The organism is Bradyrhizobium sp. B117 (assembly GCF_038969555.1).
Lineage (GTDB): Bacteria > Pseudomonadota > Alphaproteobacteria > Rhizobiales > Xanthobacteraceae > Bradyrhizobium.
The window spans coordinates 6,634,459-6,660,036 of sequence record NZ_CP152414.1 but is presented as its reverse complement, the minus strand read 5'-3'; the positions used below and the strand labels follow the sequence as shown (position 1 = coordinate 6,660,036).

At 66.4% G+C, this 25,578-nt stretch carries 19 protein-coding genes; 18 read left to right on the top strand and 1 reads right to left on the bottom strand.

Going from position 1 to position 25,578, the window contains the following annotated elements:
* Position 1 precedes the first annotated feature (1 nt).
* The 14 genes from AAFG16_RS32390 to AAFG16_RS32325 all read left to right on the top strand — a co-directional run bounded on the left by AAFG16_RS32390 (position 2) and on the right by AAFG16_RS32325 (position 20,199).
* Positions 2-3,004, top strand: coding sequence for a molybdopterin cofactor-binding domain-containing protein (locus tag AAFG16_RS32390; protein ID WP_342731821.1), 3,003 nt, complete (start codon positions 2-4; stop codon positions 3,002-3,004).
* Positions 3,001-3,816, top strand: coding sequence for an FAD binding domain-containing protein (locus AAFG16_RS32385; protein WP_342731819.1), 816 nt, complete (start codon positions 3,001-3,003; stop codon positions 3,814-3,816). The genes AAFG16_RS32390 and AAFG16_RS32385 overlap by 4 nt, the downstream gene beginning before the upstream one ends.
* Complete coding sequence (locus tag AAFG16_RS32380; RefSeq protein WP_342731817.1) at positions 3,813-4,331, top strand: (2Fe-2S)-binding protein; 519 nt, start codon at positions 3,813-3,815, stop codon at positions 4,329-4,331. The genes AAFG16_RS32385 and AAFG16_RS32380 overlap by 4 nt, the downstream gene beginning before the upstream one ends.
* Complete coding sequence (locus AAFG16_RS32375; protein ID WP_342731815.1) at positions 4,324-5,868, top strand: AMP-binding protein; 1,545 nt, start codon at positions 4,324-4,326, stop codon at positions 5,866-5,868. Before AAFG16_RS32380 ends, AAFG16_RS32375 begins: the two co-directional genes overlap by 8 nt.
* A 29-nt stretch (positions 5,869-5,897) precedes the next feature.
* Entirely contained in the window at positions 5,898-6,710 is an 813-nt protein-coding gene (locus tag AAFG16_RS32370) for an enoyl-CoA hydratase-related protein (protein WP_342731813.1), read from the top strand.
* Positions 6,711-6,786: 76 nt separating this feature from the next.
* Positions 6,787-8,118, top strand: a complete 1,332-nt coding sequence (locus tag AAFG16_RS32365; RefSeq protein ID WP_342731811.1) for an MFS transporter — start codon at positions 6,787-6,789, stop codon at positions 8,116-8,118.
* A gap of 64 nt (positions 8,119-8,182) precedes the next feature.
* Positions 8,183-9,880, top strand: a complete 1,698-nt coding sequence (locus tag AAFG16_RS32360) for a GMC oxidoreductase (RefSeq protein ID WP_342731809.1) — start codon at positions 8,183-8,185, stop codon at positions 9,878-9,880.
* Positions 9,881-9,977: 97 nt separating this feature from the next.
* The gene (locus AAFG16_RS32355) at positions 9,978-11,411 is read left to right on the top strand and encodes an NAD-dependent succinate-semialdehyde dehydrogenase (protein WP_342731807.1); all 1,434 of its coding nucleotides are present in this window, start codon (positions 9,978-9,980) and stop codon (positions 11,409-11,411) included.
* A gap of 185 nt (positions 11,412-11,596) precedes the next feature.
* Complete coding sequence (locus AAFG16_RS32350) at positions 11,597-13,144, top strand: PLP-dependent aminotransferase family protein (protein ID WP_342731805.1); 1,548 nt, start codon at positions 11,597-11,599, stop codon at positions 13,142-13,144.
* 427 nt (positions 13,145-13,571) lie between these two features.
* Complete coding sequence (locus AAFG16_RS32345) at positions 13,572-15,581, top strand: hydantoinase/oxoprolinase family protein (RefSeq protein ID WP_342731803.1); 2,010 nt, start codon at positions 13,572-13,574, stop codon at positions 15,579-15,581.
* Positions 15,578-17,158 (top strand): hydantoinase B/oxoprolinase family protein, encoded by a 1,581-nt coding sequence (locus tag AAFG16_RS32340; RefSeq protein ID WP_342731801.1) that lies wholly within the window; start codon positions 15,578-15,580, stop codon positions 17,156-17,158. Before AAFG16_RS32345 ends, AAFG16_RS32340 begins: the two co-directional genes overlap by 4 nt.
* An 11-nt stretch (positions 17,159-17,169) precedes the next feature.
* Complete coding sequence (locus AAFG16_RS32335; protein ID WP_342731799.1) at positions 17,170-18,465, top strand: aminotransferase class III-fold pyridoxal phosphate-dependent enzyme; 1,296 nt, start codon at positions 17,170-17,172, stop codon at positions 18,463-18,465.
* A gap of 136 nt (positions 18,466-18,601) precedes the next feature.
* Entirely contained in the window at positions 18,602-19,534 is a 933-nt protein-coding gene (locus AAFG16_RS32330; RefSeq protein ID WP_283080518.1) for an N-carbamoyl-D-amino-acid hydrolase, read from the top strand.
* A gap of 5 nt (positions 19,535-19,539) precedes the next feature.
* A complete protein-coding gene (locus tag AAFG16_RS32325; RefSeq protein ID WP_342731797.1) occupies positions 19,540-20,199 on the top strand; it encodes a flavin reductase family protein in 660 nt (219 codons plus the stop codon).
* Here the strand turns inward: AAFG16_RS32325 and AAFG16_RS32320 are convergent.
* Positions 20,196-20,858, bottom strand: coding sequence for an aspartate/glutamate racemase family protein (locus tag AAFG16_RS32320; RefSeq protein WP_342731795.1), 663 nt, complete (start codon positions 20,856-20,858; stop codon positions 20,196-20,198). The genes AAFG16_RS32325 and AAFG16_RS32320 overlap by 4 nt on opposite strands.
* Positions 20,859-20,914: 56 nt before the next feature.
* Between AAFG16_RS32320 and hydA the strand changes: the two genes are divergently transcribed.
* Genes hydA through AAFG16_RS32300 form a run of 4 tightly spaced genes read left to right on the top strand, consistent with a single transcriptional unit; the run spans position 20,915 to position 25,559 of the window.
* Positions 20,915-22,384: a dihydropyrimidinase gene (hydA, locus tag AAFG16_RS32315; RefSeq protein ID WP_342731793.1), complete on the top strand. Its 1,470-nt coding sequence runs from the start codon at positions 20,915-20,917 to the stop codon at positions 22,382-22,384.
* Between the two features lie 16 nt (positions 22,385-22,400).
* Positions 22,401-23,375 carry an NAD(P)-dependent oxidoreductase gene (locus AAFG16_RS32310; protein ID WP_342731791.1) on the top strand — a complete coding sequence of 325 codons (975 nt, stop codon included), beginning with the start codon at positions 22,401-22,403 and terminating at the stop codon, positions 23,373-23,375.
* A gap of 1 nt (position 23,376) precedes the next feature.
* Positions 23,377-24,126 carry an SDR family oxidoreductase gene (locus tag AAFG16_RS32305; RefSeq protein WP_342731789.1) on the top strand — a complete coding sequence of 250 codons (750 nt, stop codon included), beginning with the start codon at positions 23,377-23,379 and terminating at the stop codon, positions 24,124-24,126.
* On the top strand, positions 24,123-25,559 hold the full coding sequence (locus AAFG16_RS32300) for an NAD(P)/FAD-dependent oxidoreductase (protein WP_342731787.1): 1,437 nt from the start codon (positions 24,123-24,125) through the stop codon (positions 25,557-25,559). Before AAFG16_RS32305 ends, AAFG16_RS32300 begins: the two co-directional genes overlap by 4 nt.
* The last annotated feature ends 19 nt before the right edge of the window (positions 25,560-25,578 follow it).

Below are 25,578 nucleotides of genomic sequence, written 5' to 3'. Positions count from 1 at the left end.
TATGTTGCAGGCGGTCAAATCCGCAAATCCAGGACGAGGCGATGAGCCGTGGGTCGGGCGTTCGATCGAGCGCGTCGAGGACGCCGCGCTGCTCTCTGGCCGCGGCCGCTTCATCGACGATCTCGGCGTCCAGCCCGGCACGCTGCACGCAACGATCCTGCGCTCGCCGCATGCGCATGCCGATATTCTCTCCATCGATACTGAAGCTGCAAAGCGTCTGCCGGGCGTCGCGGCGGTTCTGACCGGCAGCGACGTCAAGGCCGTCACCGCGAGCCTCGTCGTCGGCGTGAAGGCGCCCGTGGAGTGTTGGCCCATTGCGATGGACCGCGTGCGCTATGTCGGCGAACCGGTCGCCGTGGTGGTCGCCTCGGATCGTGCGCGCGCCGAGGATGCGGCCGAGCTCATCAATGTCGAATATCGCCCGCGCGGCGCCGTCGTCGATCCGCTCGGCGCGATCGCGCCCGGCGCGCCGGTGCTGCATGACGGCTTTCCCGGCAATCTCGCCAGCGATCGCTCATTCCGCTATGGCGATCCCGAAAAAGCCTTTGCGGATGCGTCGCATCGTTTCTCCATCGATATCCGCTATCCCCGCAATTCCTGCACGCCGATCGAGACCTACGGCGTCGTCGCCTCGCACGACGCCGGTGAGGACGCCTATGAGGTGCTCGCGAATTTCCAGGGTCCGTTCAGCATCCACACGGTGATTGCGCGTGCGCTAAAGGTGCCGGGCAACCGGCTGCGGCTGCGCACGCCGCCGGATTCCGGTGGCAGCTTTGGCGTCAAGCAGGGCGTGTTTCCCTACATCGTGCTGATCGCCGCCGCCGCGCGCCTCACGGGACGGCCGGTGAAGTGGATCGAGGACCGGCTCGAACATCTCACCGCATCGGTGTCGGCGACCAATCGCGCGACGACGCTGGCAGCGGCGGTCGCGGCCGATGGAAAGATCCTCGCGCTCGACTGGGACCAGGTCGAGGACTGCGGCGCTCACTTACGCGCGCCCGAACCGGCAACGCTGTATCGCATGCACGGCAATCTGACCGGCGCCTACGACATAAGCCACGTCAAGATCCGCAATCGTGTCGTCGTCACCAACAAGACGCCGACCGGCCTCAACCGCGGCTTTGGCGGCCCGCAGGTCTATTTCGCGCTGGAGCGGTTGGTTCAGAGGATCGCAATAAGCCTTGGGCTCGATCCGCTCGATGTCATCAAGCGCAACCTGATCGATGCGGGCGCTTTCCCTTATCGAACGGCGACCGGCGCCTTGCTCGATTCCGGCAATTACCAGGATGCCGTCGCGCGCGCGGTCGAGCAGGGCAGGCTTTCGGAGCTGAAGACGAAGCGCGACGCGGCGCGGGCGCAGGGGCGCCTCTACGGGATCGGCTTCACCGCGGTGGTCGAGCCCAGCGTCTCCAACATGGGCTACATTACCACCGTGCTGACGGCGGCCGAGCGCCGCAAGGCTGGGCCGAAGAACGGCGCGCAGGCGACCGCCACCGTCGGGCTCGATCCGGTCGGCAGCGTCACGGTTCATGTCGCTTCGGTGCCGCAGGGGCAGGGCCACCGCACCGTGCTGTCCCAGGTCGTCGCCGATGTCTTCGGCCTCCAGCCCAAGGATATCCGCGTCAACACCGAGATCGACACCGCCAAGGATGCCTGGTCGATCGCCTCAGGGAATTACGCCAGCCGTTTCGCCGCCGCCGTGGCAGGCACGGCCAAGCTCGCCGCCGAACGCGTCGCTGGTCGGCTCGCGCGCATCGCCGCCAGTCGGCTGAATGTCGAGGCCGCCGACATCGTGTTCGCAAAGGGTTTCGTCGCCTCGAAGCATAATCCGGAGAACCGGATCGCGTTCTCGCGCGTCGCCGCGCTTAGCCACTGGTCGCCGGGCTCGCTGCCTGACGATGCCGGCCAGACCATTCGCGAGACCGTGTTCTGGACGCCGCCGGAATTGACGCCGCCTGATGATGACGACCGCATCAACTCCTCGCTCTGCCACGGTTTCATCTTCGACTTCTGCGGCGTCGAGGTCGATCGGACCACGCTGGAGACGCGGATCGATCGCTACGTCACCATGCATGATTGCGGCACGATCCTGCATCCCGGCATGGTCAACGGCCAGATCCGCGGCGGTTTCACCCAGGCGCTCGGTGCCGCGCTTCTTGAGGAATACGCCTATGCCGAGGACGGCAGCTTCCTGACGGGAACGCTCGCCGACTATCTGCTGCCGACCACGACCGAGGTGCCGGAGCCCGAGATCTTCCACATGGAGACGCCGTCGCCGTTCACGCCGCTCGGCGCAAAGGGCGTCGGCGAAGGCAATTGCATGTCGACGCCGGTCTGCATCGCCAATGCGGTCGCGGATGCGCTCGGCGTTGCCGACATCACCTTGCCGCTGGTGCCGGCGCGGCTTGCGGACCTCGTGCGCGGCGCCGAGCCGCCGCCGCCGGCTGGTGGCGCGACCGCGGCGCCTGCGCGCGAAGGCGACCGGCGGCTGCGCGGCGAGGGGCAGGCCTCAGTCAAGGGGGCGCCCGAGCAGGTCTGGGCGATGCTGCTCGATCCCGCCACGCTGCAATCGGTCATTCCCGGCTGCCAGCGCGTCGACAAGATCACCGACACCCATTTCCGCGCCGACGTCACGCTCGGCATCGGCCCCGTCACCGGACGCTATCGCGCCGACGTCGAACTGTTCGATCTCGATCCGCCGCACGCCGTCACCTTGCGCGGCGGCGCCACTGGCGCGCTCGGCTTCGGCAACGCCGAGGGGCGCATCACGCTCGCGCCCGACGGCAACGGCGGGACGAAGCTCACCTACAGCTATGACGCCGCCATCGGCGGCAAGGTCGCGAGCATTGGCGGCCGGCTGCTGGATGGCGCGACGCGCGTGATCATCGGCCAGTTCTTCACCGCGCTCGCCCGCAAGGCGGGCGGTGGCGGGGCGGAGAGGGGCGGCTTCTCGCTGTTCGCGCCGCTGGCGAAGGTCGCGAGCCTGTTCGGGGGGCGCCGATGAAACCGCCCGCATTCGATTATCTCCGCGCCGAAACCGTCGGCGATGTGCTTGACGGCCTCGCACAGCAAGGCGGCGACGCCCGTGTGCTCGCCGGCGGTCAGTCGCTGATGGCGATGCTGAACATGCGCCTCGCCAAGCCGAATCTGCTGATCGACATCATGCGCATCAGGGAGCTCCGCCAGATCGAGCGGAAGGGCGATGCCGTCGTGATCGGCGCCGGTGTGCGCCAGGCCGATCTCCTGGCCTGGCCTGATCTTGCTGAGGCGCTCCCGCTGGTGGCGCTGGCGCTGCCCTGGGTCGGACATATGCAGACCCGCAGCCGTGGCACCATCTGCGGCTCACTCGCGCATGCCGATCCCAGCGCCGAGATGCCGCTCGCGCTGGTCGCGCTCGGCGGCGAAGTGCTGCTCCGCAGCGCCAAACGACGCCGACGCGTTGCCGCCAAAGACTTCTTTGCCGGCATGATGCTGACGGCGCGCGCCGACGACGAGCTGATCGAGGGCATCTCGCTCCCCATCGTCAAGGGATCGCGCTTCGCCTTCCGCGAAGTCGCGCGCCGGCATGGCGATTTCGCCATCGTTGCCTGCGCCGCGATGAAGACGCCCATCGGCGTTCGCCTCGCCGTCGGCGGCGTCGCCGACGTGCCGACCGCGCGCGACTGGCCGCGGCTGGAGGGCAGTGCGCTCGACGATGCCCTCAACGCCTTCGCCTATGAGCTCGGCGCGCGCGACGACGTCCACGCCACCGCGCGCTACCGCCGCGACCTCGTGCGCATGATTGGCCGCGATCTGATCGGCGAGGTGGTGCAATGACCCGTCTCAAGGCTGATCACCGCCATGCAATCCGCTTCACGCTGAACGGCAAGCCGGTCGAGGGCGAGGCCGAGCCGCGCGTGCTGCTGTCCGACTTCCTGCGTCATCAGCTCGGTGCCACCGGCACCCATGTCGGCTGCGAGCACGGTGTCTGCGGTGCTTGCACCGTCGTCGTCGACGGCATGCTGACGCGGTCCTGCCTGACGCTCGCGGCGCAGGTCGATGGCTGCGAGCTCAAGACGGTCGAGGGGCTCGCGCCTTCGGCCGACCGGCTCGGCGTGCTGCAGCAAGCGTTCCGCCGCAACCACGCCCTCCAGTGTGGCTTCTGCACCGCCGGAATCTTGATGTCGCTCGACCATTATCTCGCGAAGCATCCGGCGCCGACCGAAGCGGAGATCCGCGATCTCCTCAGCGGGCATATCTGCCGCTGCACCGGCTACACCCCGATCATCCAGGCGGCGCTGGAAGCCGCCGCTGAGCTTGCTTCATCCAAAAAAGAGACGTCCGATGCTTGATCTCGCCAGCAGCTTCATGGCCAGCGCCGCGCGCGATCCCAACGTTATTGCATTGGTCGACGGCGATCTCCGTCTGACCTACCGGCAATGGTACGACAAGATTTCCGCACTCGTGGTCTCGTTCGACCGCCTTGGGCTCAAGCCCGGCGATCACGTCGTCACGCTGCTGCAGAACCGCTGGGAAGCGGCGACGCTGCACTGTGCCTGCCAGTTCGCGGGCCTCGTGATCACGCCGATCAACTGGCGCGCCAAGGCCGACGAGCTCGATTACTGCATCGAGAATGCCGAGGCCCGCGCGGTCTTCTATCAGGACATCTCCGCCGAGGCGGTGCAGGGCTCGGCGCTGTCAGGCAAGCTGCTGCGCGTGTCCGTCGATCCCGGGACGGGCGAGGCCACCAGCTTTGCCGATTTGATCAAGGACGCTGCGCCCGATGCCGAGCCGCGTGTCGGCGCCGATGCCTGGTCGATCATGCTTTACACCTCGGGCACGACCTCGCGTCCGAAGGGCGTGCCGCGCCGCCACCGTGCCGAGCGCGCCGCGGCGATCGCCCATGTCGCGCAAAATCTCTACGGCCGCGGCGAGCGTACGCTCGGCGTGATGCCGCTCTATCACACCATGGGCGTCCGCTCGCTGCTGGCGATGTCGCTGATCGGCGGCACCTTCATCTGCCTGCCGCGCTATGACAGCCGCCAGGCGCTGGCCCTGATCGAGCAGGAAGGCATCACCAACCTCTACCTGGTGCCGACGCTCTATCACGATCTCGTCCATCACGAGGCCTTTGCCAAAACCGACGTCTCCAGCGTGCGCAAGCTCGGCTTTGCCGGCGCGTCGATGACCGATGGCCTGCTGAAGAAGCTGAACGAGGCGTTCAAACCAAACCTGTTCGTCAATCACTACGGCAGCTCGGAGATCTACACCTTCACGATCGATCAGGATGCTGCCGCAAAGCCAGGCTCGGCCGGCAAAGCGGGGCTGAACCAGCACGTCAAGGTCGTGCGCATCGGCGCGAAGTCGGTCGCAGAGCTCGCCGCGGTCGGCGAGGAGGGCGAGATCATCGCCACGCTCAAAGGCGACGAAGCTTTTGAAGGCTACTGGCGTCGCCCCGAGGCTGACGCAAAATCGCTGCGCGAGGGCTGGTACTTCACGGGCGATACCGGCTTCGTTGATCCCGACGGCGATCTTTTCGTCACCGGCCGCGTCGACGACATGATCATCACCGGCGGCGAGAACGTCTCTCCGGTCGAGATCGAGAGCTGCCTGTCGCTGCATCCCGCCGTCGACGAGGTCGCGGTGGTCGGCGTCGCCGATGAGAAGTGGGGCAAGGTCGTCGCCGCCTTCGTCAAGCGCAATCGCGCGGTCTCGGAAGTCGAGCTGGAGCAGTTCTGCCGCACCTCGGGCCTTGCCAATTTCAAGCGGCCGCGCCGCTACGTCTTCGTCGACGCGATCCCGAAATCTCCGGTCGGCAAGCTGCTGCGGCGACTGCTCGTTGCCGGAGAGTACCAGGCCGAGCGCCTGCCGCCGTCGGACGCGGCCTGAACATCACCCATCAACAGAAGGAAGCACAGATGCCGTCACCCTATGCATTCACCGACCCCCGGCTCGCCAAACTCGACGGGTTCAAGGTCGAGATCGACGAGGCGCATGAGCGCGCCGACATCATCTTGGGGAGGCCGCCCTACAACGTCGTGGCGATGCCTCAGCGCGACCAGCTGCGCTTGACCTTCGAAACGCTGGACGAGGATCCGCGCGTGCGCGTGCGCGTGATCGTGGTGCGCGGCGAGGGCGAGCATTTCTCCAGCGGCGGCAATATTGGCGGCTTCATGGAGGCGAGCCCGGAACACGTGTCGAAGCTCGCCTGGAACATCGCCGCGCCGGCGCGCTGCGCCAAGCCCGTGATCGTCGCCAACCGCGGCTATTGCTTCGGTGTCGGCTTCGAGCTGTCGCTGGCCTGCGATTTCCGCATCGCGTCGGAGACCACGCAATACGCGCTGCCGGAGCAGAAGCTCGGCCAGATCCCGGGCTCGGGCGGCTCGGCTCGCCTGCAGAAGATGGTCGGCATCACCCGCACCAAGGACATCGTGATGCGCTCCAAGCGCATCTCGGCCAAGCAGGCCTATGAGTGGGGCATCGCCACCGAATGCGTGCCAGATGCCGAGCTGGAGAAGGCGACCGACAAGCTGGTCGACGAGCTCCGCACCTTCTCGCCGCTGGCGCAGCGCACCGCCAAGAAGCTCCTCAACGACACCGAGGATTCGACCCTCGCCATCGCCATCGAGCTCGAAGGCCATTGCTACAGCCGCCTGCGCCAGTCGGAAGACTTCAAGGAGGGCGTCGAGGCCTTCAATGCCAAGCGCCCGCCGAAATTCGTCGGTCGCTGATACGCGACTGGACTAACGGCCGCGGTTCGCAATGGCGCGGACCGCGGCGCTACTCAAACGGGGGAGGTAAAACAACATGGCTGAGATGGATATGCCGGTCGCGGGTGCACAAGCATCCGCAGATAACAAGCAGATGGTCAATGCGATCATCGCGTCGGTGCTCGGATGGGCGCTCGATCTGTTCGATTTGTTCATTCTGCTCTACGTCGCGCCGGTCGTCGGCGCGCTGTTCTTTCCGTCCAGCAACGCGGCGCTGTCGCTGGCGGCCGTCTACGGCTCGTTCGCCGTGACGCTGCTGATGCGGCCGCTCGGCTCGGCGGTGTTCGGCCATTATGCCGACGTGCACGGCCGCAAGCAGGCCATGCTGATCGCCATCATCGGCGTCGGCCTCAGCACCGCGGCGTTCGGCCTGCTGCCGACCATTGCGCAGGTCGGCGTGATCGCGCCGATCGTGTTCCTGATCCTGCGGCTGGTGCAGGGCGTGTTCGTCGGCGGCGTCGTGGCGTCCACTCACACGATCGGCACCGAATCCGTGCCACCGCATTGGCGCGGCGCGATGTCGGGCCTGGTCGGCGGCGGCGGCGCCGGCATCGGCGCATTGCTCGCGTCCTTCATCTTCCTGATCACGTCCTCGGTCTTCCCCGGCGATGCCTTCGCGGTGTGGGGTTGGCGCTTCATGTTCTTTTCGGGACTGCTCAGCTCGCTGCTCGGCTGGTTCATCTTTCGCAACCTCGAGGAGTCCCCATACTTCAAGGAGCTCAAGCGCCAGCAGGGCAACAAGCAGGCGAAGGTCTCGAAGGCGCCGGTCAAGGACGTGTTCTCCGGCGAGTATCGCGGCGTGCTGCTGGTCAACCTGCTGATCACGTTCGGCGGCGGCGCCGGCTATTACCTGACCTCGGGCTATCTGCCGAGCTTCCTGAAGGTGATCAACGCGGTGCCGAACCAGACCTCGTCGCTGATCCTGATGGGTGCGAGCGTGTCGGCGTTCTTCTCCGCGGTGCTGGTCGGCGCGCTCAGCGACTGGATCGGCCGCAAGAAGACGTTCCTCCTGATCGGCGTCCTCGCGGCCGTGCTGCTGCCGCTGTGCTACCTCAACCTCGCGGCCACCAAGGACACGACGCAGATCACGCTCCTTGCGCTCGCCATCGCCTTCATCGGCAATGCCGGCTACGCGCCGGTGCTGATCTTCCTGAACGAGCGCTTCCCGACCGCGCTGCGCGCGAGCGGCACGGGCCTGTCCTGGAATATCGGCTTTGCGCTGGGCGGCATGATGCCGACCTTCGTCTCGCTGGTGAGCGCCAGCCCGGCGCAGATTCCGATGTCGCTGGCTTACTTCGCGGTCGGCGTGTTCGTGATCTATCTGATCGGAGCCGTCGTGATCCCCGAGACCAAAGGCAACTTCCGCTGAGCCAAATTCGGCGCGGCTGCACAAGCGGCCGCGCCGGCCTATCGAACTGCGCAACGAGACTGGAATGGATGGACTGCATTTCGACGATGTGATCGTCGGCGGCGGGTCGGCGGGCTGCGTGCTCGCCAAGCGGCTTTCTGCCGATGGGCGCCGTCACGTGCTGCTGATCGAAGCCGGAATGGACACGCCGCCGGAGGCGACGCCTGCGGAAGTCCTCGACAGCTATCCGATGCCGCTATTCTATGGCGACAAGTACATCTGGCCTGGCCTGTCGGCGGCGGCGGGCCGTAACACCGAGGGCAAGCCGGTCGTCCGCGCCTATGAGCAGGGGCGGGTGATGGGTGGTGGCTCCAGCATCAACGTGCAGTCGGCCAATCGCGGCCTGCCGCGCGACTACGACGAATGGCACGAGCTCGGTGCGCGCGGCTGGGGCTGGAGCGATGTGCTGCCATATTTCCTCAAGCTCGAGACTGATCTGGATTTCGGCGGCCCGCTGCATGGCGGAAGCGGCCCGATTCCGATCCGCCGTATCGCGCGCGAGGCGATGCCAGCATTTGGCCGCGCGGCGGGCGAGGCGCTGTCGGCGACCGGTCTGCCGTTCCGGAAGGACCAGAACGCCGACTTCGAGGACGGCATCTTTCCGCCGGCTTTCTCCAATCGCAACGACCGGCGTGTCTCGACGGCTGCCGGCTATCTCGACGCGGCAACCCGCGCACGGCCGAACCTGACTGTCTGGGCCGACAGCGAGGTCGAGCAGATCAAGCTCGAGGGCCGCCGCGCGACCGGCGTGGTGGTCGCCCGTGGCGGTCAGAAGCTCGGCGTCGCCGCCGGCCGCGTGATCCTCACGGCGGGCGCGCTGCAGTCTCCGGCGATCCTGATGCGGGCGGGCATCGGCCCCGGGGCCGCGTTGCAAGCGCTCGGCATTCCCGTGATCATTGATCTGCCCGGCGTCGGCAGCAATCTGCGCGATCATCCCGCGTTGACCTTCTGCCAATATCTGCCGCGCCCGCTGCGGCTGCCGCTGGCGCGGCGGCGTCCCAATTTCGCGGCGATGCGCTTCTCGTCGGGGCTTGCAGGGTGCGATGCCTCCGACATGTACATCACCGCCTCGGCTCGTGGCGGCTGGCACGCGCTGGGCGCGCGACTCGGGCTCTATTTCCTCTGGTGCAACCGGCCGTATTCGAGCGGCTCGCTCACCCTGGCGAGCCGGGATCCGAAGGCCTATCCAGTCGTCGATCTCAATCTGCTGTCCGACGAGCGTGATCTCAAACGGCTCGTCGCAGCCGTCCGGTTGCTGGCAAGGCTCGTGGTGCATCCGCAGCTCAATCCCGAGGCCGGCGATTTCTTTCCCGCCTCCTATTCCCCGCGCATCAAGCGCCTGAGCCGCTACGGCACCGCCAACCGTATCGTCGCCTCCATCCTTGGGCCGATGCTCGACGTGCCCGCAGGCCTGCGGCAGCTCCTGATCCGGCTGGTGTTGCTCAACGGCACGGCCTTCCAGGCGACGCTCGCGGACGACCGCGCGCTGGAAGCTTTCGTGCGGCAGAGCGTGTTCGGCGTCTGGCATCCCGGTGGCACCTGCCGCATGGGCGACCCCGCCGACCGGATGGCGGTGGTCGATTCCGGGGGCAGGGTGATCGGCAGCGAGAATGTCTTCGTGGCGGACGCCTCGATCATGCCGCGGCTGCCGACGGCCAATACCAACATCCCCGTGATCATGGCCGCCGAGAAGATCAGCGATGCGTTGCTGCGGCATCATTGATCCCTTTTCGTTTGGCCCCTTTCGGTGTAGCTCTGCGCCGGCTTGAAACGGCGGGCGCCAAGCCCGCTGATGCGCCAAATCATGGAGGCAAACGAGGATGTATCCGAAAGTTCAAATGTTCATCGCCGGCGAGTGGACCGACGGCACGTCCGGCAAATCGGAGGACATCCTCAATCCCGCGACCGGCCAGCCGATCGGCAAGACCCCGCACGCCTCGAAGGCAGACCTCGACCGCGCGCTGGAGGCCGCCAGGTCCGGCTTCGAGGTCTGGCGCAAGACCTCGCCGTTCGACCGCTACAAGCTGATGCGGAAGGCCGCCGACATCATCCGTTCGCGCGCCGCCGAGATCGCCCCCGTGATGACCATGGAGCAGGGCAAGCCGGTCGTGGAAGCGCAGGGCGAGACCATGCTGGCAGGCGACCTCATCGACTGGTTCTCCGAGGAGGCCCGCCGCGCCTATGGCCGCATCGTGCCGCCGCGGATGGGCAACGTCTCGCAGCTCGTGACCAAGGAGCCGGTCGGCCCGGTCGCGGCGTTCACGCCCTGGAATTTCCCGATCAACCAGGCCGTGCGCAAGATCTCGGCTGCGCTCGCCGCAGGCTGCTCGATCATCGTGAAGGGGCCGGAAGAGACGCCTGCGAGCTGCATGGAGCTGGTGCGCGCCTATGCCGATGCCGGCATTCCGCCCGGCGTCGTCCAGCTGGTGTTCGGCGTGCCGGCAGAAGTGTCGGAATATCTCATCCCGCACCCGATCATCCGCAAGATCAGCTTTACGGGCTCGACCGCGGTCGGCAAGCATCTGGCCGCGCTCGCCGGCCTGCACATGAAGCGCGTCACCATGGAGCTCGGCGGTCACGCGCCGGCGATCGTCTTCGCCGACGCCGACCTCGACAACGCCGCGAAGATTCTGTCGGCCAACAAGTTCCGCAATGCCGGCCAGGTCTGCGTCTCGCCGACGCGCTTCCTGGTGCATGAAAGCGTCTACCAGCCCTTCGTCGACAAGTTCGTCGCAGCCGCCAAGAGCCTCAAGGTCGGCAATGGCCTGGACAAGGACACCCGCATGGGACCGCTGGCGAACCCGCGCCGTGTCGATGCCATGGAGGGTTTGGTCTCCGACGCCGTCCAGCGCGGCGCCAAGGTGCAGGCCGGCGGCAAGCGCATCGGCAACGAGGGCTTCTTCTTCGAGCCGACCGTCATCACCGATGTGCCGCGCGATGCTCGCATCATGAACGAGGAGCCGTTCGGTCCGCTCGCGCCGATCACCTCCTTCCGCAGCTATGACGAGGTGGTGGCCGAGGCGAATCGCCTGCCGTATGGCCTTGCGGCCTACGCCTACACCACCTCGACCAAGACGATGCAGGCAATCGGCGCCGACATCGAGAGCGGCATGGTCTCGATCAACCATCATGGCCTCGCGCTGCCGGAAGTGCCGTTCGGCGGCATCAAGGATTCCGGCTATGGCTCGGAAGGCGGCCTCGAGGCGATCGAGGGTTACCTCAACACCAAGTTCGTCACGCAGGCGAGCGCGTAAAGTCAGGCGCGGTGTCATTCCGGGGCGCGCGACTTGTCCGCCGAAGCTCGAAGAGCGAAGGCGGAAGCGCGAACCCGGAATCCATCGCACAGCACGCTACGCGTACAAATGGATTCCGGGCTCGCGCCAAGTGGCGCGCCCCGGAATGACGGTGGATTGCACCTGCGTTGCCTCACGGACGGGACATGGACAACAGCCGTCACCCGAGCAAGCGCGTATCCCTCGCCGGGATGCATATCGACCGCACGTCGGCCGTGCCGCTGCATTTGCAGATCGCGGCCCATATTCGCGACGGCATCCTGCGCGGCGTCTTTCCCGCCGGAACGCAATTCCTGGGCTCGCGCGAGATCGCGCGCGAACTGGGCTGTTCGCGCACGGTGGTGCTGACCGCCTGGGATCTGCTCTACGCCGAAGGCTATCTTGCCTCGATGCCGCGGGGGAGCGTCATGGTGGCGGCCGTCGCGACGCCGCATGTGGAGCCTCCGTCCGCGACATCGCCAGACGCCAAGCCCGGTCACATGTCGGAGCGCTGGCGATCGCTGCTGGCCTCCGACTACGAGACCAACTGGCCGTCGGAGTTCGCTCCCGGCGCGCCTGACATCTCGACCTTCCCGTTCAAGAAATGGTCGCGCCTGCTGCGCCAGAGCTGGCAGAATCCGAGGGAGCAGGAGTGCCTCGATCTTCCCGCGGAAGGTCATCCGCGGCTGCGCAGCGAGATCGCGAACTTCCTCGGCTCCGTGCGCGGGCTCGTCTGCGCGCCGGAGGAGGTCGTCGTCACCTCAGGGACATCGGGCGCGCTGGATTTCTGCAGCCGGATGATCCTTGATCCCGGCGACGAGGTCTGGGTCGAGGAGCCCGGCTTCGTCGAGGCGCGCTGGGCACTCACGGCGGCCGGCGCAAAACTCGTTCCGATTCCGGTCGATGACAAGGGCCTCGTCGTCTCCGAAGGAATCCGGCGCGCACCGCGCGCGAAGCTGATCGTGGTCACGCCGTCGCATCAATATCCGCTTGGCGTCAGCATGGGGCTGGAGCGGCGGCTCGAGCTGCTCGACTGGGCCAACAGGAACGACGTCTGGGTGATCGAGGACGACTACAATTCCGAGTTCAGGCACCAGGACAGCATGATCGCCTCCCTTCGCTCGCTCGATCGCGAGGGGCGGGTGATCTATTTCGGCACCTTCTCAAAAATCATGATGCCGAACCTGCGGCTCGGCTACATCGTCGCCAACAGGCGTTTCATCGAAAGCTTTTCGAAAGGGCGCGCGCGGATCGACGTGCACACCTCCGGCATCGGGCAGCTCGCGCTGGCCGAGTTCATGCGCGAAGGACATCTGCTGCGGCACCTGCGCGCGATGCGGCGGGTCTATGCGGAGCGACGGAGCGCGCTGATCGATGCGATCGCGGCGCTGATGCCCTATGATCTGACCGTCTCCGCGGCGGTGACGGGCTTGCATCTGGTGGCCGAGTTCACCGCGGCGATGCGGGCGCGGATGAGCGATCGCGAGGCGGCTGCAAGCCTGAAGCAGGCCGGCATCCACGTGCAGCCCTTGTCGCAAAACTTTCTCGAGCCGCCGACGCGGCAAGGCCTGGTGTTGGGCTACGGGCGGCTGCAGGTCGAAGATGCCTCTCCGCTGCTTGCGAGAATCGCGGCTTGCATCGGTTCCGGCCCCCGCAACGCACCATCCGAGCCGGCGATTTCCTCACTTACTGTTCGTACAATAAAGAGTAGCTGAGCCGACCGTCTTGCATAGCTCGTAGGCAGGTTGCGATCCCGCAGTGCCGGTCGATCGCCTGCAAATTAGACAGCCGATTTGGGCGCTTCGATTGCAGTGCAGCGGGCACCACGATTCTGCGCGGTAAATTCCGTGGTGCGCCGCACTCGTCTGGCGCGGCACGGCACTCGTTTGCGTGCTCCTTGCGCGTGCACCGCTGCACCAAAACGTGCAGCCGATGTTGCAGCGCGCGATGCCGCCCACGTACTGGTCTAGCGGTTTGCGACAATCCTGGCCCTATCGCGAAGCCGTCGCTCTGTCGCACGCTCGCGTCCGGTGGCATGACAGGGGATGCATGATGAGCGCTCTCGGTTCGGCATTCGACGTTGCGATGGATGGGAAGGACCCGGGGTCCGGTCCGGACGTCACGCGTAGCTGACCCCTGCACATGAGCTCTTCCGAACATCACTGGGAAGTCGGCACCGATATCGGCGGCACCTTCACCGACATCATTGCCATCAGGCGCGGCTCTGCGGAGACGCGGATCGCAAAGGTGCCGTCGCGGCCCCAGGCGCCGGTCCAGGCGATGCTGGAGGCGATCGAGGCGGTGGGGCTGCGCAAGAGCGAGGTCAGGCGCTTCGTCCACGGTACCACGCGCGTCACCAACGCCATTGTCGAGAATCGGCTCCCGAAAGTGGCGCTGGTCGCGACGGAAGGATTTGCCGATGTGCTGGAGATCGCGCGCTATCGCCGCCGCGATCTCTATCGTCTCGACATTCCGCCGAAATCGCCGCCGTTGGTGCCGCCGGAACGTTGTTTCGGCCTTGCCGAGCGCCTCGATCACGAAGGCAGGGTGCTGAAGGCGCTGGATGAGGCGGAGATCGAGCGTCTCGTCTCCTGGCTGAAGCAGACCGGCGTTCAGAGTGTCGCCGTGGCCTTGCTGCACGCCTATGCCAATCCGGTGCATGAGAGGATGGTGGGCGAACGCCTCAAGGACGTCGTCGCCCATGTCTCGCTGTCGCATGAGGTCAATCCCGAGGCGCGCGAATATGAGCGGACCTCGGCCACCGTGTTCAACGCGGCCGCGATGCCGATCGCGGTGGAATATCTCAGCGAGCTGGAGCAGCGGCTGCCGATCGGTGCGGGCCTGCAGGTGTTTCATTCCGCGGGCGCCATGGTGCCGATTTCGGCGGTGAAGCGGCGGCCGCTGGTGATGGCGATGTCGGGGCCCGCCGCCGGCGTTTCGGCCTCCGTCAGCATCGCGCGCCAGCTCGGAACCTCGCGCGTGCTGACCTTCGACATGGGCGGTACCACGACTGACGTTTGCCTGATCGTCGATGGCCAGGCCGAGATGGCTGACGGCCGCATGCTCGGTGACAAGCCGCTGCGCCAGCCGATGCTTGCGGTTCATTCCATCGGCGCGGGCGGCGGATCGATCGTGCGCAACGGTCCCGGCGGCCTGACCGTGGGTCCCGAGAGCGCCGGCTCCGAGCCGGGTCCGGCTTGCTATGGCCGCGGCGGCACGGATCCCACCATCACCGACGCCAATGCCGTGCTCGGCTATCTCAATCCTGAAACCAAGCTGGGAGAGCGCATCGGCATCGATATCGAGGCCGCCAAGCGCGTCATTGCGCCGATCGCGAGCGCGTTGGGACTGAGCCTGACCGAAACGGCGCTCGGCATCATCAAGGTCGCGAACGCGACCATGGCCCGCGCGCTCCGCCGCGTCACGGTCGAGCGCGGCATCGATGGGCGCGACTGCACGCTGCTCGCCTTCGGCGGCGGCGGTCCCATGCACGCAGCAGGCCTTGCCGATCTCTACGGCATTGCAGAGGTCGTCGTGCCCAGCGCCTCCAGCGCATTCTCGGCGCTGGGTTGCCTCACCGCCGATTTCAGCTTCCTTCAGCAGCAGACCCTTCGCGCTGCCCTCGACGGCATCGATCTTGCGCGAGTATCGGAGCGGATCGGAACGCTGATCGACGATGCCTCGGCGCCGCTGATCGCCAATGGCGTTGCGAAGGCGGAGATCCAGGTCGAGCTGGTGGCGTTGATGCGCTATGCGGCGCAGAACGACGCCATCCCGGTAACCTTCACGCTGCCGCTCGACGTCGCCAAGCTCAAGAAGGACTTCCTGGGGCGGCACAACGAGCTCTTCGGTTACGCGACCGGCGAGCCTTGCGTCATCGAATCCGTGCGGGTGCAGGCCCGCCGCCCATCGACAACTGTGGTCAGCCGGCCGGCGACCGCGGTGAGGGCGGTGTCCGCGGGCAAGCGCATCTGCTCGTTCGACGGCTTCCATGATATTGCGACAGCGATTATCGACCGCGCCTCGCTGACCGACATCGTCCACGGCCCCGCCATCATCGAAGACGCATGGTCCACCGTGGTGGTGCTGCCCGGCTGGCAGGCCAGACCAGACGCCGCCGGCAATCTGTTCCTGACGCGGAGGACGGCATGAAGCTCGATCCGTTCGTCGTCGAGGTCATCAGGCACGGGCTCTCGGCCGCGGCCGAGGAGATGAGCCTGGTGATGACCCGGTCGGCGCGCTCGCCACTGCTGCGCGAGGCTGGCGATCTGTCGTCGGCGATCACGGATGGTCATGGCGGCCTGGTCGGGCAGGGCCGCGACATCCCGATCCATCTCGGCGCCATGGCCTACACCATTCCCGAACTGCTGAAGGTCTTGCCGCGCGAGAGCCTGAACGACGGCGACGTCGTGATCTACAATGTCGGCGCGCTCGGCGGCAATCACCTCAACGACGTCAAGGTCGTGCGCCCGGTCTTCGTCGACGGCGAGATCGTGGCGTTCGCGATCAGCCTCGCCCACTGGCCCGATATCGGTGGCACCTGGCCCGGCAGCCATTTCGCCAAGGCGGTCGACACGTTCCAGGAGGCGATGCGGATTCCGCCGGTGCTGATCGCAACCTCAGCCGGCGTCAACACGCCGATCGTGCAGCTGCTCAAGGCCAATGTCCGCGATGCCGAGTCCTGCGAGGGCGATCTGCTCGCCCAGATCGCGGCGACCAAGGCTGGCGAGAAGCGCATCGTCGAGCTGTGCCGCGAGCACGGCAAGGCGGTATTCACCTCGACGCAGTCGCGCCTGCACGATCTCTCCGAAATCGAGATGCGCGAGGCCCTACGCGAGCTGCCGGACGGTGTCTATGAGGGCGAGGATTACCTCGACGACGGCAGCGAGAACAACGCGCCGGCACGCATTCACGTCAAGATCACCATTCGCCGCGACGAGGCGACCTTCGACCTCTCCGGGAGCTGTGACCGCGTCACCAATTTCTGCAACACGACGCCGTTCATGGCGCGCTCGGCCGTTGCCTATGCCGCGCGCATCATGAGCGGGCGCGACATGAACCAGAACGCGGGCGCGCTGCGGCCGCTGACCATCATCACGCGGCCGGGCTCGATCCTGGAGCCGGGCTGGACCGCGTCGGTTGCGGCCGGCAACCACGAGACCTCCATGCGCATCGTCGATGCGATTTTTCGCGCGATGCAGGACACCATTCCCGAGCGCCTGTCGGCGGGCGGCGCGACCACCGCGGGCGTGCTGTTCTTCGCAGAGCCGCGGCCGAACGGTTCATGGAAGATGCTCTATGAGGTTCACGGCGGCGGCGAAGGCGCGCGGCATGACCGGGCCGGCACCTCGGCGACGCGGGTGCATCTGTCCAACACCTCGAACACGCCGGTCGAGGTGATCGAGGCGAATTACGCGATCCGGCTTGAGCAGCAGGCCATCCGCCGGAATTCCGGCGGCGCGGGCGCGCATCGCGGCGGCGATGGCTCGGTTCGCACCTACCGCATCCTGGCGCCTTCGATGCACCTCACCACCTGCATCGAGCGCATGGTCATCGCACCCTGGGGCATACAGGGCGGCGAGTCCGGCAAGGCCTGCCGCATCTCGCTGGTCAGGCAGGGCGCGAACGTCGCGATCGACGGCAAGTCGAACCTGGTGTTGCAGCAAGACGATCTCGTCACGATCGAGATGTGCGGCGGCGGCGGCTACGGCGCCGTGGATGCGCAGTGAGGGGACCCGCGATGAGCAGATTGTTGCGAACCGGGCTGAATGCGGGCGAGGCCGCGCCGATGGCCGTGGTCGGCGGCGGGGGCGTCTACTTCCATTTGTCGGACGGTCGCAAGCTGATCGACGGCAGTAACACCGGCGGCGGCCTCGGCCATCGCCACCCTGCGATGGTGGAAGCGATCCGCCGCGCGGCCGATACCCCCGTCGTCAACGAGGGCTGGACCTGGGTCGGCCGCGAGCAGGCTGCCGACGACCTGATGGCCACGGCGTTCAAGGGCGAAGAGGATTGGGTCGGCGCGGTGCGCTTCTGCATCAGCGGCAGCGAGGCCAACGACATGGCGCTGTCGCTCTGTCAGGCGCTGACGCAACGCTCCGCGCTGGCGACGCGCGAACGCGCCTATCACGGCATCACCGGGCTGTCGCGCAGCATGACGGTGCAGCCGCAATGGCACGGCGGTCTCGCGGTGCACGCCGGCGGCTCAAAACTGCCGGCGCCGATGGCGCCGGTGCGGATTTTGCCGGCGCCCGATGGCGCGATCTACGGCGCGCCGGCCAACAACACCCCGCCGAGCGAATATCTCGCCGATGCCCCGCGCCTGCTCTCGGACACTGCAGCGATGATCATCGACTACACACAAGGTGGGATTTATTACGATGGTGCCTATCAGGATGAGGTGGCGCGCTGTGCGCGGCAGGCAGGCTCTTACTGGATCGCGGACGAGGTCGTCACCGGCGCAGGCCGCGCGGGCCGCTGGTTCGCATTCCAGGGCGCGCAAAGCCGCCCCGATATCGTGACCCTCGGCAAGTCGCTCGGCGGCGGCGCGGCAGCGGTCGCCGCGGTCGTGGTGTCCAAGGACATCGTCGAACGGCTCAAGGGGACGAGCTGGCAGAACTACGGCACGCTGCGCGGTCATCCGATCAGCATGGCTGCCGTCAGCGCCTATCTGAAGGTCATTACCGACGACAGGATTCTGGAACACGTTCAGAAGCTGGAGAAGCTGTTCATCCGACGTCTCCTGGAGATCGCGCAGAAACATCCGAGCGTGCAGCGCGTGGCGGGGCAGGGGTTGCACTGGACGGTGGAGCTGCACGGTCCGGATTGGCGCACCTGGCACGCCGACACCACCGAGGTGCCGATCGCCTCGCGCGTGGCCGAGCGGGCGCTGGAAGCCGGCGCAGTGATCGGGACCAGCGGCGAGCAGACGTCGCTGTTCCTGGCGCCGCCGCTGGTGATCTCAGAGCACGAAGCCGGGCAGCTTCTGGATGCGCTCGACCATGGTCTCGACATCGCCGACAGGGAGCATGGCTGAATGCGAAGCATGCAATGCTCATCATGCCGTCGCGCGGGCCTCCGGCTGGAAATGTCCGGCGGGGCTGCGCTAAGCTGCGCGCGCCGGCACATCCTCGAAATGGCAGTTTCTGCCAAGACTCACCAGGAAATCGCTGATGCGTATTGTCAACGTCGCCGCCGCCCAGATGGGCCCGATCCAGAAAGCCGACAGTCGTGAGGCCGTGGTCAAGCGCATGATCGCGCTGATGGACGAGGCGAAAGCTAAAGGCGCCGACCTGATCGTCTATCCGGAACTGGCGCTGACGACATTCTTCCCGCGCTGGTACGTCGAGGACCGGGCCGAGTTCGACAATTGGTTCGAGCGCGAGATGCCGAATGCGGCGACGAAGCCGCTGTTCGAGCGTGCAGCGCAGCATCAGATGGCCATGAACTTTGGCTATGCCGAACTGACGCCGGATGGCCACCACTTCAACACCGCCATCCTGACCGACAAATCAGGCAAGATCGTCGGCAAATATCGCAAGGTCCACCTGCCGGGCCATGTGGACTACGACACCAAGCGCTCGCACCAGCATCTGGAGAAGCGCTATTTCGAGCCGGGCGATCTCGGCTTCAACGTCTGGCGCGAACTCGGCGGCGTCATCGGCATGGCCATCTGCAACGACCGCCGCTGGCCCGAGACCTATCGCGTCATGGGCCTGCAGGGCGTCGAGATGGTGCTGATCGGCTACAACACACCATCGGTGAACGCCGAGAAGAGCGAGGAGGGCGTCGAGAAGCGCCTGTTCCACAATCGCCTCTCCGTGCAGGCCGGCGCTTATCAGAATGCGACCTGGGTGGTCGCGGTGGCCAAGGCCGGCAATGAGGACGGCCATCCGTTATTCGGCGGCAGCCTGATCGTCGATCCCAATGGCGAGATCGTCGCCGAGGCCAGGACGGACGAGGACGAGCTTCTGGTTCACGCGTGCGACCTCGATGCCACCACCTTCGGCAAGACCACGATCTTCAACTTCGCGGCGCACCGCCGCATCGAGCATTACGGCTTGATCACCAGTCGCACGGGCGCCGTGCCGCCGCCGGAGACGTGAGGCTGATGGCGGACAAGGGCATCTCCCTGCGCGAGCTCGATCCGCGCGATCGCTACAAGCTGCTCTGCGGCGTGGTCGTGCCGCGGCCGATCGCGCTGGTGACGACGCTGGACGAGAACGGGGCGGTCAATGCCGCGCCGTTCAGCTTCTTCAACGTCTTCTCGGAAAGTCCGGCGCTGATCGTGCTCGGGCTCCAGCACAAGCCGGATCATAGTCCGAAGGACACGACCCGCAACATCCATCGCGACGGCGAGTTCGTGGTGCACATGGTCGATGAGGCGCTGTCGGTCGCCATGAACGACTGCGCCGTCGATTTCCCCTCCGGCGACAGCGAGGTTGCTGCGACGGGGCTTGCCACGCTTCCCTCCATCGACGTGAAAGTGCCGCGCCTTGCTGCGGCACCCTTCGCGCTGGAATGCCGGCGCCACGTCGTGTTGACCTTCTCGCCCGACCGTGAGCTCCTGGTCGGCGAGGTGCTCAGGGTTCACGCCCGCGAGGGCCTCGTCGATGAGGCCAACATGTATGTCGATCTCGATGCGTACCGGCCGATCGGCCGCATGTTCGGCAATCTCTACACCACGCAGCGGGACACGTTTGCGCTTGTCCGCGAGAGCCATGCGCAATGGCTCGCGCGCCAGGACCAAAACGAGCTGAAGGACGCCTAGTGAGCCGAGAACTGCACCGCGCCCAGCGCCATGGTCACGGCCGCCTGTGTCGGGTCGATCACGGGAATGCCCAGCGCGTCCTCCAGCGGGCGGCGGTGACGCGCCATGCCGGCGCAGCCCATCACGATGGCGCGGGCGCCGTCCTCGTCCCGCAGCGTGCGGCCAACCTCGATCATCTTGGCCAGCGTGCCTTCGCCCGAAGCAGTCTCGGCAACGCTCATGTTGAGCGGCCGCTCGCCGGCGAGGCGCTCGGTCAATCCCATCTGCCTGAGATAGCGCATATGCCGCGGGATCGAACGCTGCGCGATCGCGATGACGCCAAAGGTTTCGGCGCGCGCGAGCGCGGTCAGCACTCCGCACTCGGCGATGCCGAACACCGGCCGCTCCGTGCCTTCGCGGCAGACCTGAAGCCCGGGATCGCTGTAGCAGGCGATGACGAAGGCCGCCGAGCTGTTGTCGCCTTCGACGAGGCGGCGCAGCGGCATCGCGACGCTATCGACATCGGCCTGGCTTTCAATGCCGAACGGACCCTCGGCCAGCGACTGGCAGACCAGTTCCGGCCCGCCCTCGAAGCCGAGCGGCTTCAACGCATCCTCCAGCCCTTGCGTGACCGCGGGATTGGAGTTCGGATTGATGACGAGGATGCGCGGCCGGGACATGATGGTCTTCCTGCGAAATTGCGATTACGTGCCTTGAGCCTATCACGGAGTGCCTCATGACTGAACCCGCTTACGACCTGATCATCCGCGGCGGCCGCGTCGCCACCACCACGGACGTCTTCGAGGCCGACGTCGCCATAACAGGCGAGACCATCGCGGCGATCGGCCGCGGGCTGCCGGCGGCCAAGCGCGAGATCGACGCGCGCGGCAAGCTGGTGCTGCCCGGCGGCGTCGACAGCCACGCGCACATCGAGCAATTGTCCGCCGCCGGCATCATGAACGCCGATACCTTCGAGAGCGCGACCGTGTCGGCGGCCTTCGGCGGCACCACCACGGTGATCCCGTTCGCCGCCCAGCATGTCGGCATGAAGCTGCCGCAGGTGGTGGAGGATTATCACGCGCTGGCGAAGAAGGGCGCCGTGATCGACTACGCCTTTCACATGATCATCGCCGATGCCACCAAGGAAACGGTCGAGGAGCACATCCCGGCATTGGTGAAGCAGGGTCATGCGTCGATCAAGATCTTCATGACCTACGACCGCCTCAAGGTCGACGACGAGCCCTTGCTCGACATTCTCCTCGCGGCGCGCCAGTCCGGTGCGATGCTGTGCGCTCATGCCGAGAACCACGGCATCATCACCTGGATGGTGAAGCGGCTGCTCGCGCGTGGCTACACCATGCCGAAATATCACGCCGTCAGCCACGCCCGTGTCTCGGAGGCCGAAGCCTTCACCCGGCTGATCGGCATGGCCGCGCTGATCGACCAGCCGATCATGATCTTCCATGTCTCGACCGCTGAAGGCGCCAAGGTCATCCGTGACTCGCGCGGCCAGGGATTGAAGGTCTTCGCAGAGACTTGCCCGCAATATCTGTTCCTCACCGCGAACGATCTCGACAAGCCCGGCACCGAGGGCGCTAAATGGATGTGCAGCCCGCCGCCGCGCACGCATGCCGACCAGGAGGCGCTGTGGCAGGCGCTGTCGCTCGGCGATCTCCAGACCATTTCGTCGGATCACGCGCCATATCGGTACGACGAGACCGGCAAGCTGCGTGCGGGTCCCAATCCGAATTTCAAGCAGGTCGCCAACGGTCTTCCGGGACTGGAGCTGCGGCTGCCGCTGCTGTTCGACGCGATGGTGTCGAAGGGCCGGCTGGGCCTGGAAAAATTCGTCGAGCTCACGTCGACAGCCCCGGCAAAAATCTACAATCTGCATCCGCGCAAGGGCTCGATCGCGGTCGGCGCCGACGCTGATATCGCGATCTGGGATCCGAACCGCGAGACCGTGATTGCGGACGAGATGATGCACGACCTCGCCGGCTACACACCGTTCGCGGGCCGCAAGCTGAAGGGATGGCCGGTGTCGGTGCTGTCGCGCGGCCGCGTCATCGTCGACGGCAACAAGTGCCTCGCGAGTGCCGGCAGTGGAAAATTCCTGGCGCGCAGCGGCGGCGAGGCGGCCAGGCCGACCGGCCGGCTCGTGGCCGACATGGATCCGGAACGGAACTTTGGGGCAAAACTGCTGTGATTGTGGATTGCGTGCGATGAAGATCGTCATCTTCGGCGGCACCGGCTTTGTCGGCCTCAATCTTGCCGAGGTGCTGCTCGCGCGCGGGCATGAGGTGACGCTGTATGATCGGGCGCTGCTGCCGCCGGCGGCGCAGCGGTCGCTGGCCGACTATCGCGAGCGGTTCAAGGTCGTCCAGGGCGACATTACCGACGCGGAAGCCATCGACGCCCTCATTGCCCGGGGCTGCGATGCGATCGTGCTCGGCGCGGCGGTTACGGCCGGCGATGATCTCGAGCGGGCCTCGCCCGCGCGCGTTCTCGAGATCAACGTGATGGCCCAAATACCGATCCTGCAGTCGGCGATCCGCCACGGCGTTCGTCGCGTCGTCAATCTGTCGTCGGGGTCGGCCTATGGCGCCGCGGGCCAGCGCTGTCCGGTGTTGGACGAGGAGACGCCTTGCGATCCCGTCTCGTTCTACGCGATCAGCAAATTCACCTCGGAACGATCTGTCGCCCGCTATGCCGAACTCTTCGGCGGAGATTTCCTGAGCGTGCGGCTGAGCGCGGTGTTCGGTCCGTGGGAGCAGGCCAGCTCGGTGCGCGACACGCCCAGTCTTCAATTCCAGATTCTGGCGGCGTTCGCGCGAGGCGAGCCGGCGATCATGCCGTCTCCCGGGATGAAGGACTGGACCTACGCGCCGGACGTCGCCGAAGCCGTTGCCGTGCTGATCGAGGCCGAGCGGCCGCGCCACCGGCTCTACAATATCTCCAGCGGCGCGGCCTGGTCGGCGCTGCAATGGGGCGAGGCTTTTGCCGCGTTGCATCCCGGCCTGCAATGCCGGCTCGCGACACCGAGAGAGAAGACCTTCATCAAGCTTCATGGCAGGGATCGTGCGCCGATGTCGGTCAAGCGGATGGCCGATGAATTCGGCTGGCGCGCGCGGTTCGGCTGTGCCGAGTCCGCGGCAGCGATGAGCGCCTGGTGGATGCAGCACAAGGAGGGGATTTAACATGCGGTTGCAGGGGCGCACCGCCATCATCACAGGCGCCGGCTCAGGCATCGGCCGTGCCAGCGCAAAACTGTTCGCGGAGGAGGGGGCGCGCCTCGCGCTGGTCGATCGCGATGCTGTCGGCCTTGAGGAGACGCTGAACCTCGTGGGCGAGGCAACGACGCATGTCGGCGACGTCGGTGATGCCGGCTTCGCCGAAACCGTTGTCGGCGAGGTCGTTTCGCGCCACGGCCGGCTCGACATCCTGATGACGGCCGCCGGCTTCTCCGTAGGCGGCACGGTGCTGACGACGAGCCTGGACGACTGGGACGCGGTGTTCCGCGCCAATGTCGGAGGCACCTGGTTGTGGGCGCGGGCCGCGGTGCCGCAGATGCAGCGGCAGAACAGCGGCTCGATCATCACGCTGGCATCGCAGCTTGCTATCGCCGGCGGCAAGGGCAACAGTGCCTATATCGCCGCCAAGGGCGCGATCGTCAGCCTGACGCGGACGATGGCGGTGGACTTTGCGACCGACGGCATCCGCGTCAACGCGATTGCGCCCGGTGCGATCGATACGCCGATGCTACGCCGCAGCTTTGCCCGCCACGCCAATCCGGACGAGGTGCGCGAAGCCTCCCGCAACCGCCACGCCATGAAGCGGTTCGGCGCGGCTGAAGATATCGCGCAGGCCGCGCTGCATCTCGCCAGCGATGCGTCCTCGTTCACGACGGGGACCGTGATGGTGGTCGACGGAGGTTGGCTCGCGGCATGAGCGACGCGCTGACAGAACTTGAGGCAGGCGTGCGCGCCGATCTTGCCCGGATCGCGCATCCCGGCGCTGCCTGGCTCGAACCGAAGACGGGACCCGACGGCAACCCGGCGCTGGATGTGCTCATCATCGGTGCAGGCCAGTCCGGCATCGCCATCGGCTTCGGTCTGATGCGCTCCCGCGTCAGCAACATCCTGCTGATCGACAAGGCCGCGGAGGGGAAGGAGGGCCCATGGCTCACCTATGCCCGCATGCCGACGCTGCGCAGCCCGAAGGACTACACCGGCCCTGACCTCGATATTCCGAGCCTAACCTATCAGTCCTGGCATGAAGCCCGGTTCGGCAAGGAGAGCTGGCAACAGCTTGGCCTGATCGAACGCGATCACTGGGCCGAGTATCTGCTCTGGCTGCGGCGCACGATCGGCCTGCCCGTGCACAACGCTAGCGAACTCCTGGAGATCTCGCCTGCATCTGACGGCCTGCTCGCCGCACGCGTCAAACGCGCCGACGGCATCGAGACGCTCTACGCCCGCAAGGTCGTGCTGGCGACGGGGCAGGAGGGCATGGGCGACTGGATGATTCCGGAGCAGCTGGCGCATCTGCCGGCGAGCTCGATCGCAACCGTCGCCGACGATATCGATTTCGAAAGCTTGCGCGGCAAGCGCGTCGCCGTGATCGGCGCCGGCGCCTCCGCCTTCGACAATGCGGCGACCGCGCTCGAAGCCGGCGCCGCCGAAGTGCATCTGCTCTGCCGCCGCGCGCAGATTCAGCTGATCCAACCCTATCGCTGGCTGACCTTTCGCGGCTTCCTGCGCCATCTCAGCGATCTCGACGATGCCTGGCGCTGGCGCTTCATGCGCAAGATCCTCGAGATGCGCGAGGGATTTCCGCAGCCGACCTATGACCGTTGCGCGCGACATGCCAATTTCACATTGCACGAGGGTGCGCCGGTCGAAGCCGCGCGTGAAATCGGCAAAGGCGTTGAGTTGCATACACCGCGCGGCGCTATCAATGCCGATTTTGTCATCTGCGGCACCGGTATCGACATGAACTTTGCCGGGCGCGGTGAGCTCGGCGGCTTTGCCGGCAACATCGCCACTTGGGCCGACCGCTATCAGCCGCCGGAACATGAACGCAACGAACGACTCGGCCGCTTCCCGTATCTCTCCGATGATTACGCCTTCACCGAGCGCGTGGCAGGCGAGACGCCGTGGATCTCCGACATCCATCTCTTCGCCATCGCTTCGACCATGAGCTTTGGTCCGTCGGGATCGTCGATCAATGCGATGACGACGGCCGTGCCAAAACTCGTGAATGGCCTGACGCGCGGCCTGTTCCGCGCCGACATTGCGCGACATTGGGCGTCACTCGGCGCCTATGACGTGCCGCAGGCCATGATCACGCGGCCGGCGCGAACAATGGAGCAATCGCAATGATCATTCATGCGCCGCCGCG

Bases quoted from the DNA above. Each gene is read 5' to 3' on its own strand.
- AAFG16_RS32390 (WP_342731821.1), top strand. From the start codon at position 2: ATGTTGCAGGCGGTCAAATCCGCAAATCCAGGACGAGGCGATGAGCCG.
- AAFG16_RS32385 (WP_342731819.1), top strand. From the start codon at position 3,001: ATGAAACCGCCCGCATTCGATTATCTCCGCGCCGAAACCGTCGGCGAT.
- AAFG16_RS32380 (WP_342731817.1), top strand. From the start codon at position 3,813: ATGACCCGTCTCAAGGCTGATCACCGCCATGCAATCCGCTTCACGCTG.
- AAFG16_RS32375 (WP_342731815.1), top strand. From the start codon at position 4,324: ATGCTTGATCTCGCCAGCAGCTTCATGGCCAGCGCCGCGCGCGATCCC.
- AAFG16_RS32370 (WP_342731813.1), top strand. From the start codon at position 5,898: ATGCCGTCACCCTATGCATTCACCGACCCCCGGCTCGCCAAACTCGAC.
- AAFG16_RS32365 (WP_342731811.1), top strand. From the start codon at position 6,787: ATGGCTGAGATGGATATGCCGGTCGCGGGTGCACAAGCATCCGCAGAT.
- AAFG16_RS32360 (WP_342731809.1), top strand. From the start codon at position 8,183: ATGGATGGACTGCATTTCGACGATGTGATCGTCGGCGGCGGGTCGGCG.
- AAFG16_RS32355 (WP_342731807.1), top strand. From the start codon at position 9,978: ATGTATCCGAAAGTTCAAATGTTCATCGCCGGCGAGTGGACCGACGGC.
- AAFG16_RS32350 (WP_342731805.1), top strand. From the start codon at position 11,597: ATGGACAACAGCCGTCACCCGAGCAAGCGCGTATCCCTCGCCGGGATG.
- AAFG16_RS32345 (WP_342731803.1), top strand. From the start codon at position 13,572: ATGAGCTCTTCCGAACATCACTGGGAAGTCGGCACCGATATCGGCGGC.
- AAFG16_RS32340 (WP_342731801.1), top strand. From the start codon at position 15,578: ATGAAGCTCGATCCGTTCGTCGTCGAGGTCATCAGGCACGGGCTCTCG.
- AAFG16_RS32335 (WP_342731799.1), top strand. From the start codon at position 17,170: ATGAGCAGATTGTTGCGAACCGGGCTGAATGCGGGCGAGGCCGCGCCG.
- AAFG16_RS32330 (WP_283080518.1), top strand. From the start codon at position 18,602: ATGCGTATTGTCAACGTCGCCGCCGCCCAGATGGGCCCGATCCAGAAA.
- AAFG16_RS32325 (WP_342731797.1), top strand. From the start codon at position 19,540: ATGGCGGACAAGGGCATCTCCCTGCGCGAGCTCGATCCGCGCGATCGC.
- AAFG16_RS32320 (WP_342731795.1), bottom strand. From the start codon at position 20,858: ATGTCCCGGCCGCGCATCCTCGTCATCAATCCGAACTCCAATCCCGCG.
- hydA (WP_342731793.1), top strand. From the start codon at position 20,915: ATGACTGAACCCGCTTACGACCTGATCATCCGCGGCGGCCGCGTCGCC.
- AAFG16_RS32310 (WP_342731791.1), top strand. From the start codon at position 22,401: ATGAAGATCGTCATCTTCGGCGGCACCGGCTTTGTCGGCCTCAATCTT.
- AAFG16_RS32305 (WP_342731789.1), top strand. From the start codon at position 23,377: ATGCGGTTGCAGGGGCGCACCGCCATCATCACAGGCGCCGGCTCAGGC.
- AAFG16_RS32300 (WP_342731787.1), top strand. From the start codon at position 24,123: ATGAGCGACGCGCTGACAGAACTTGAGGCAGGCGTGCGCGCCGATCTT.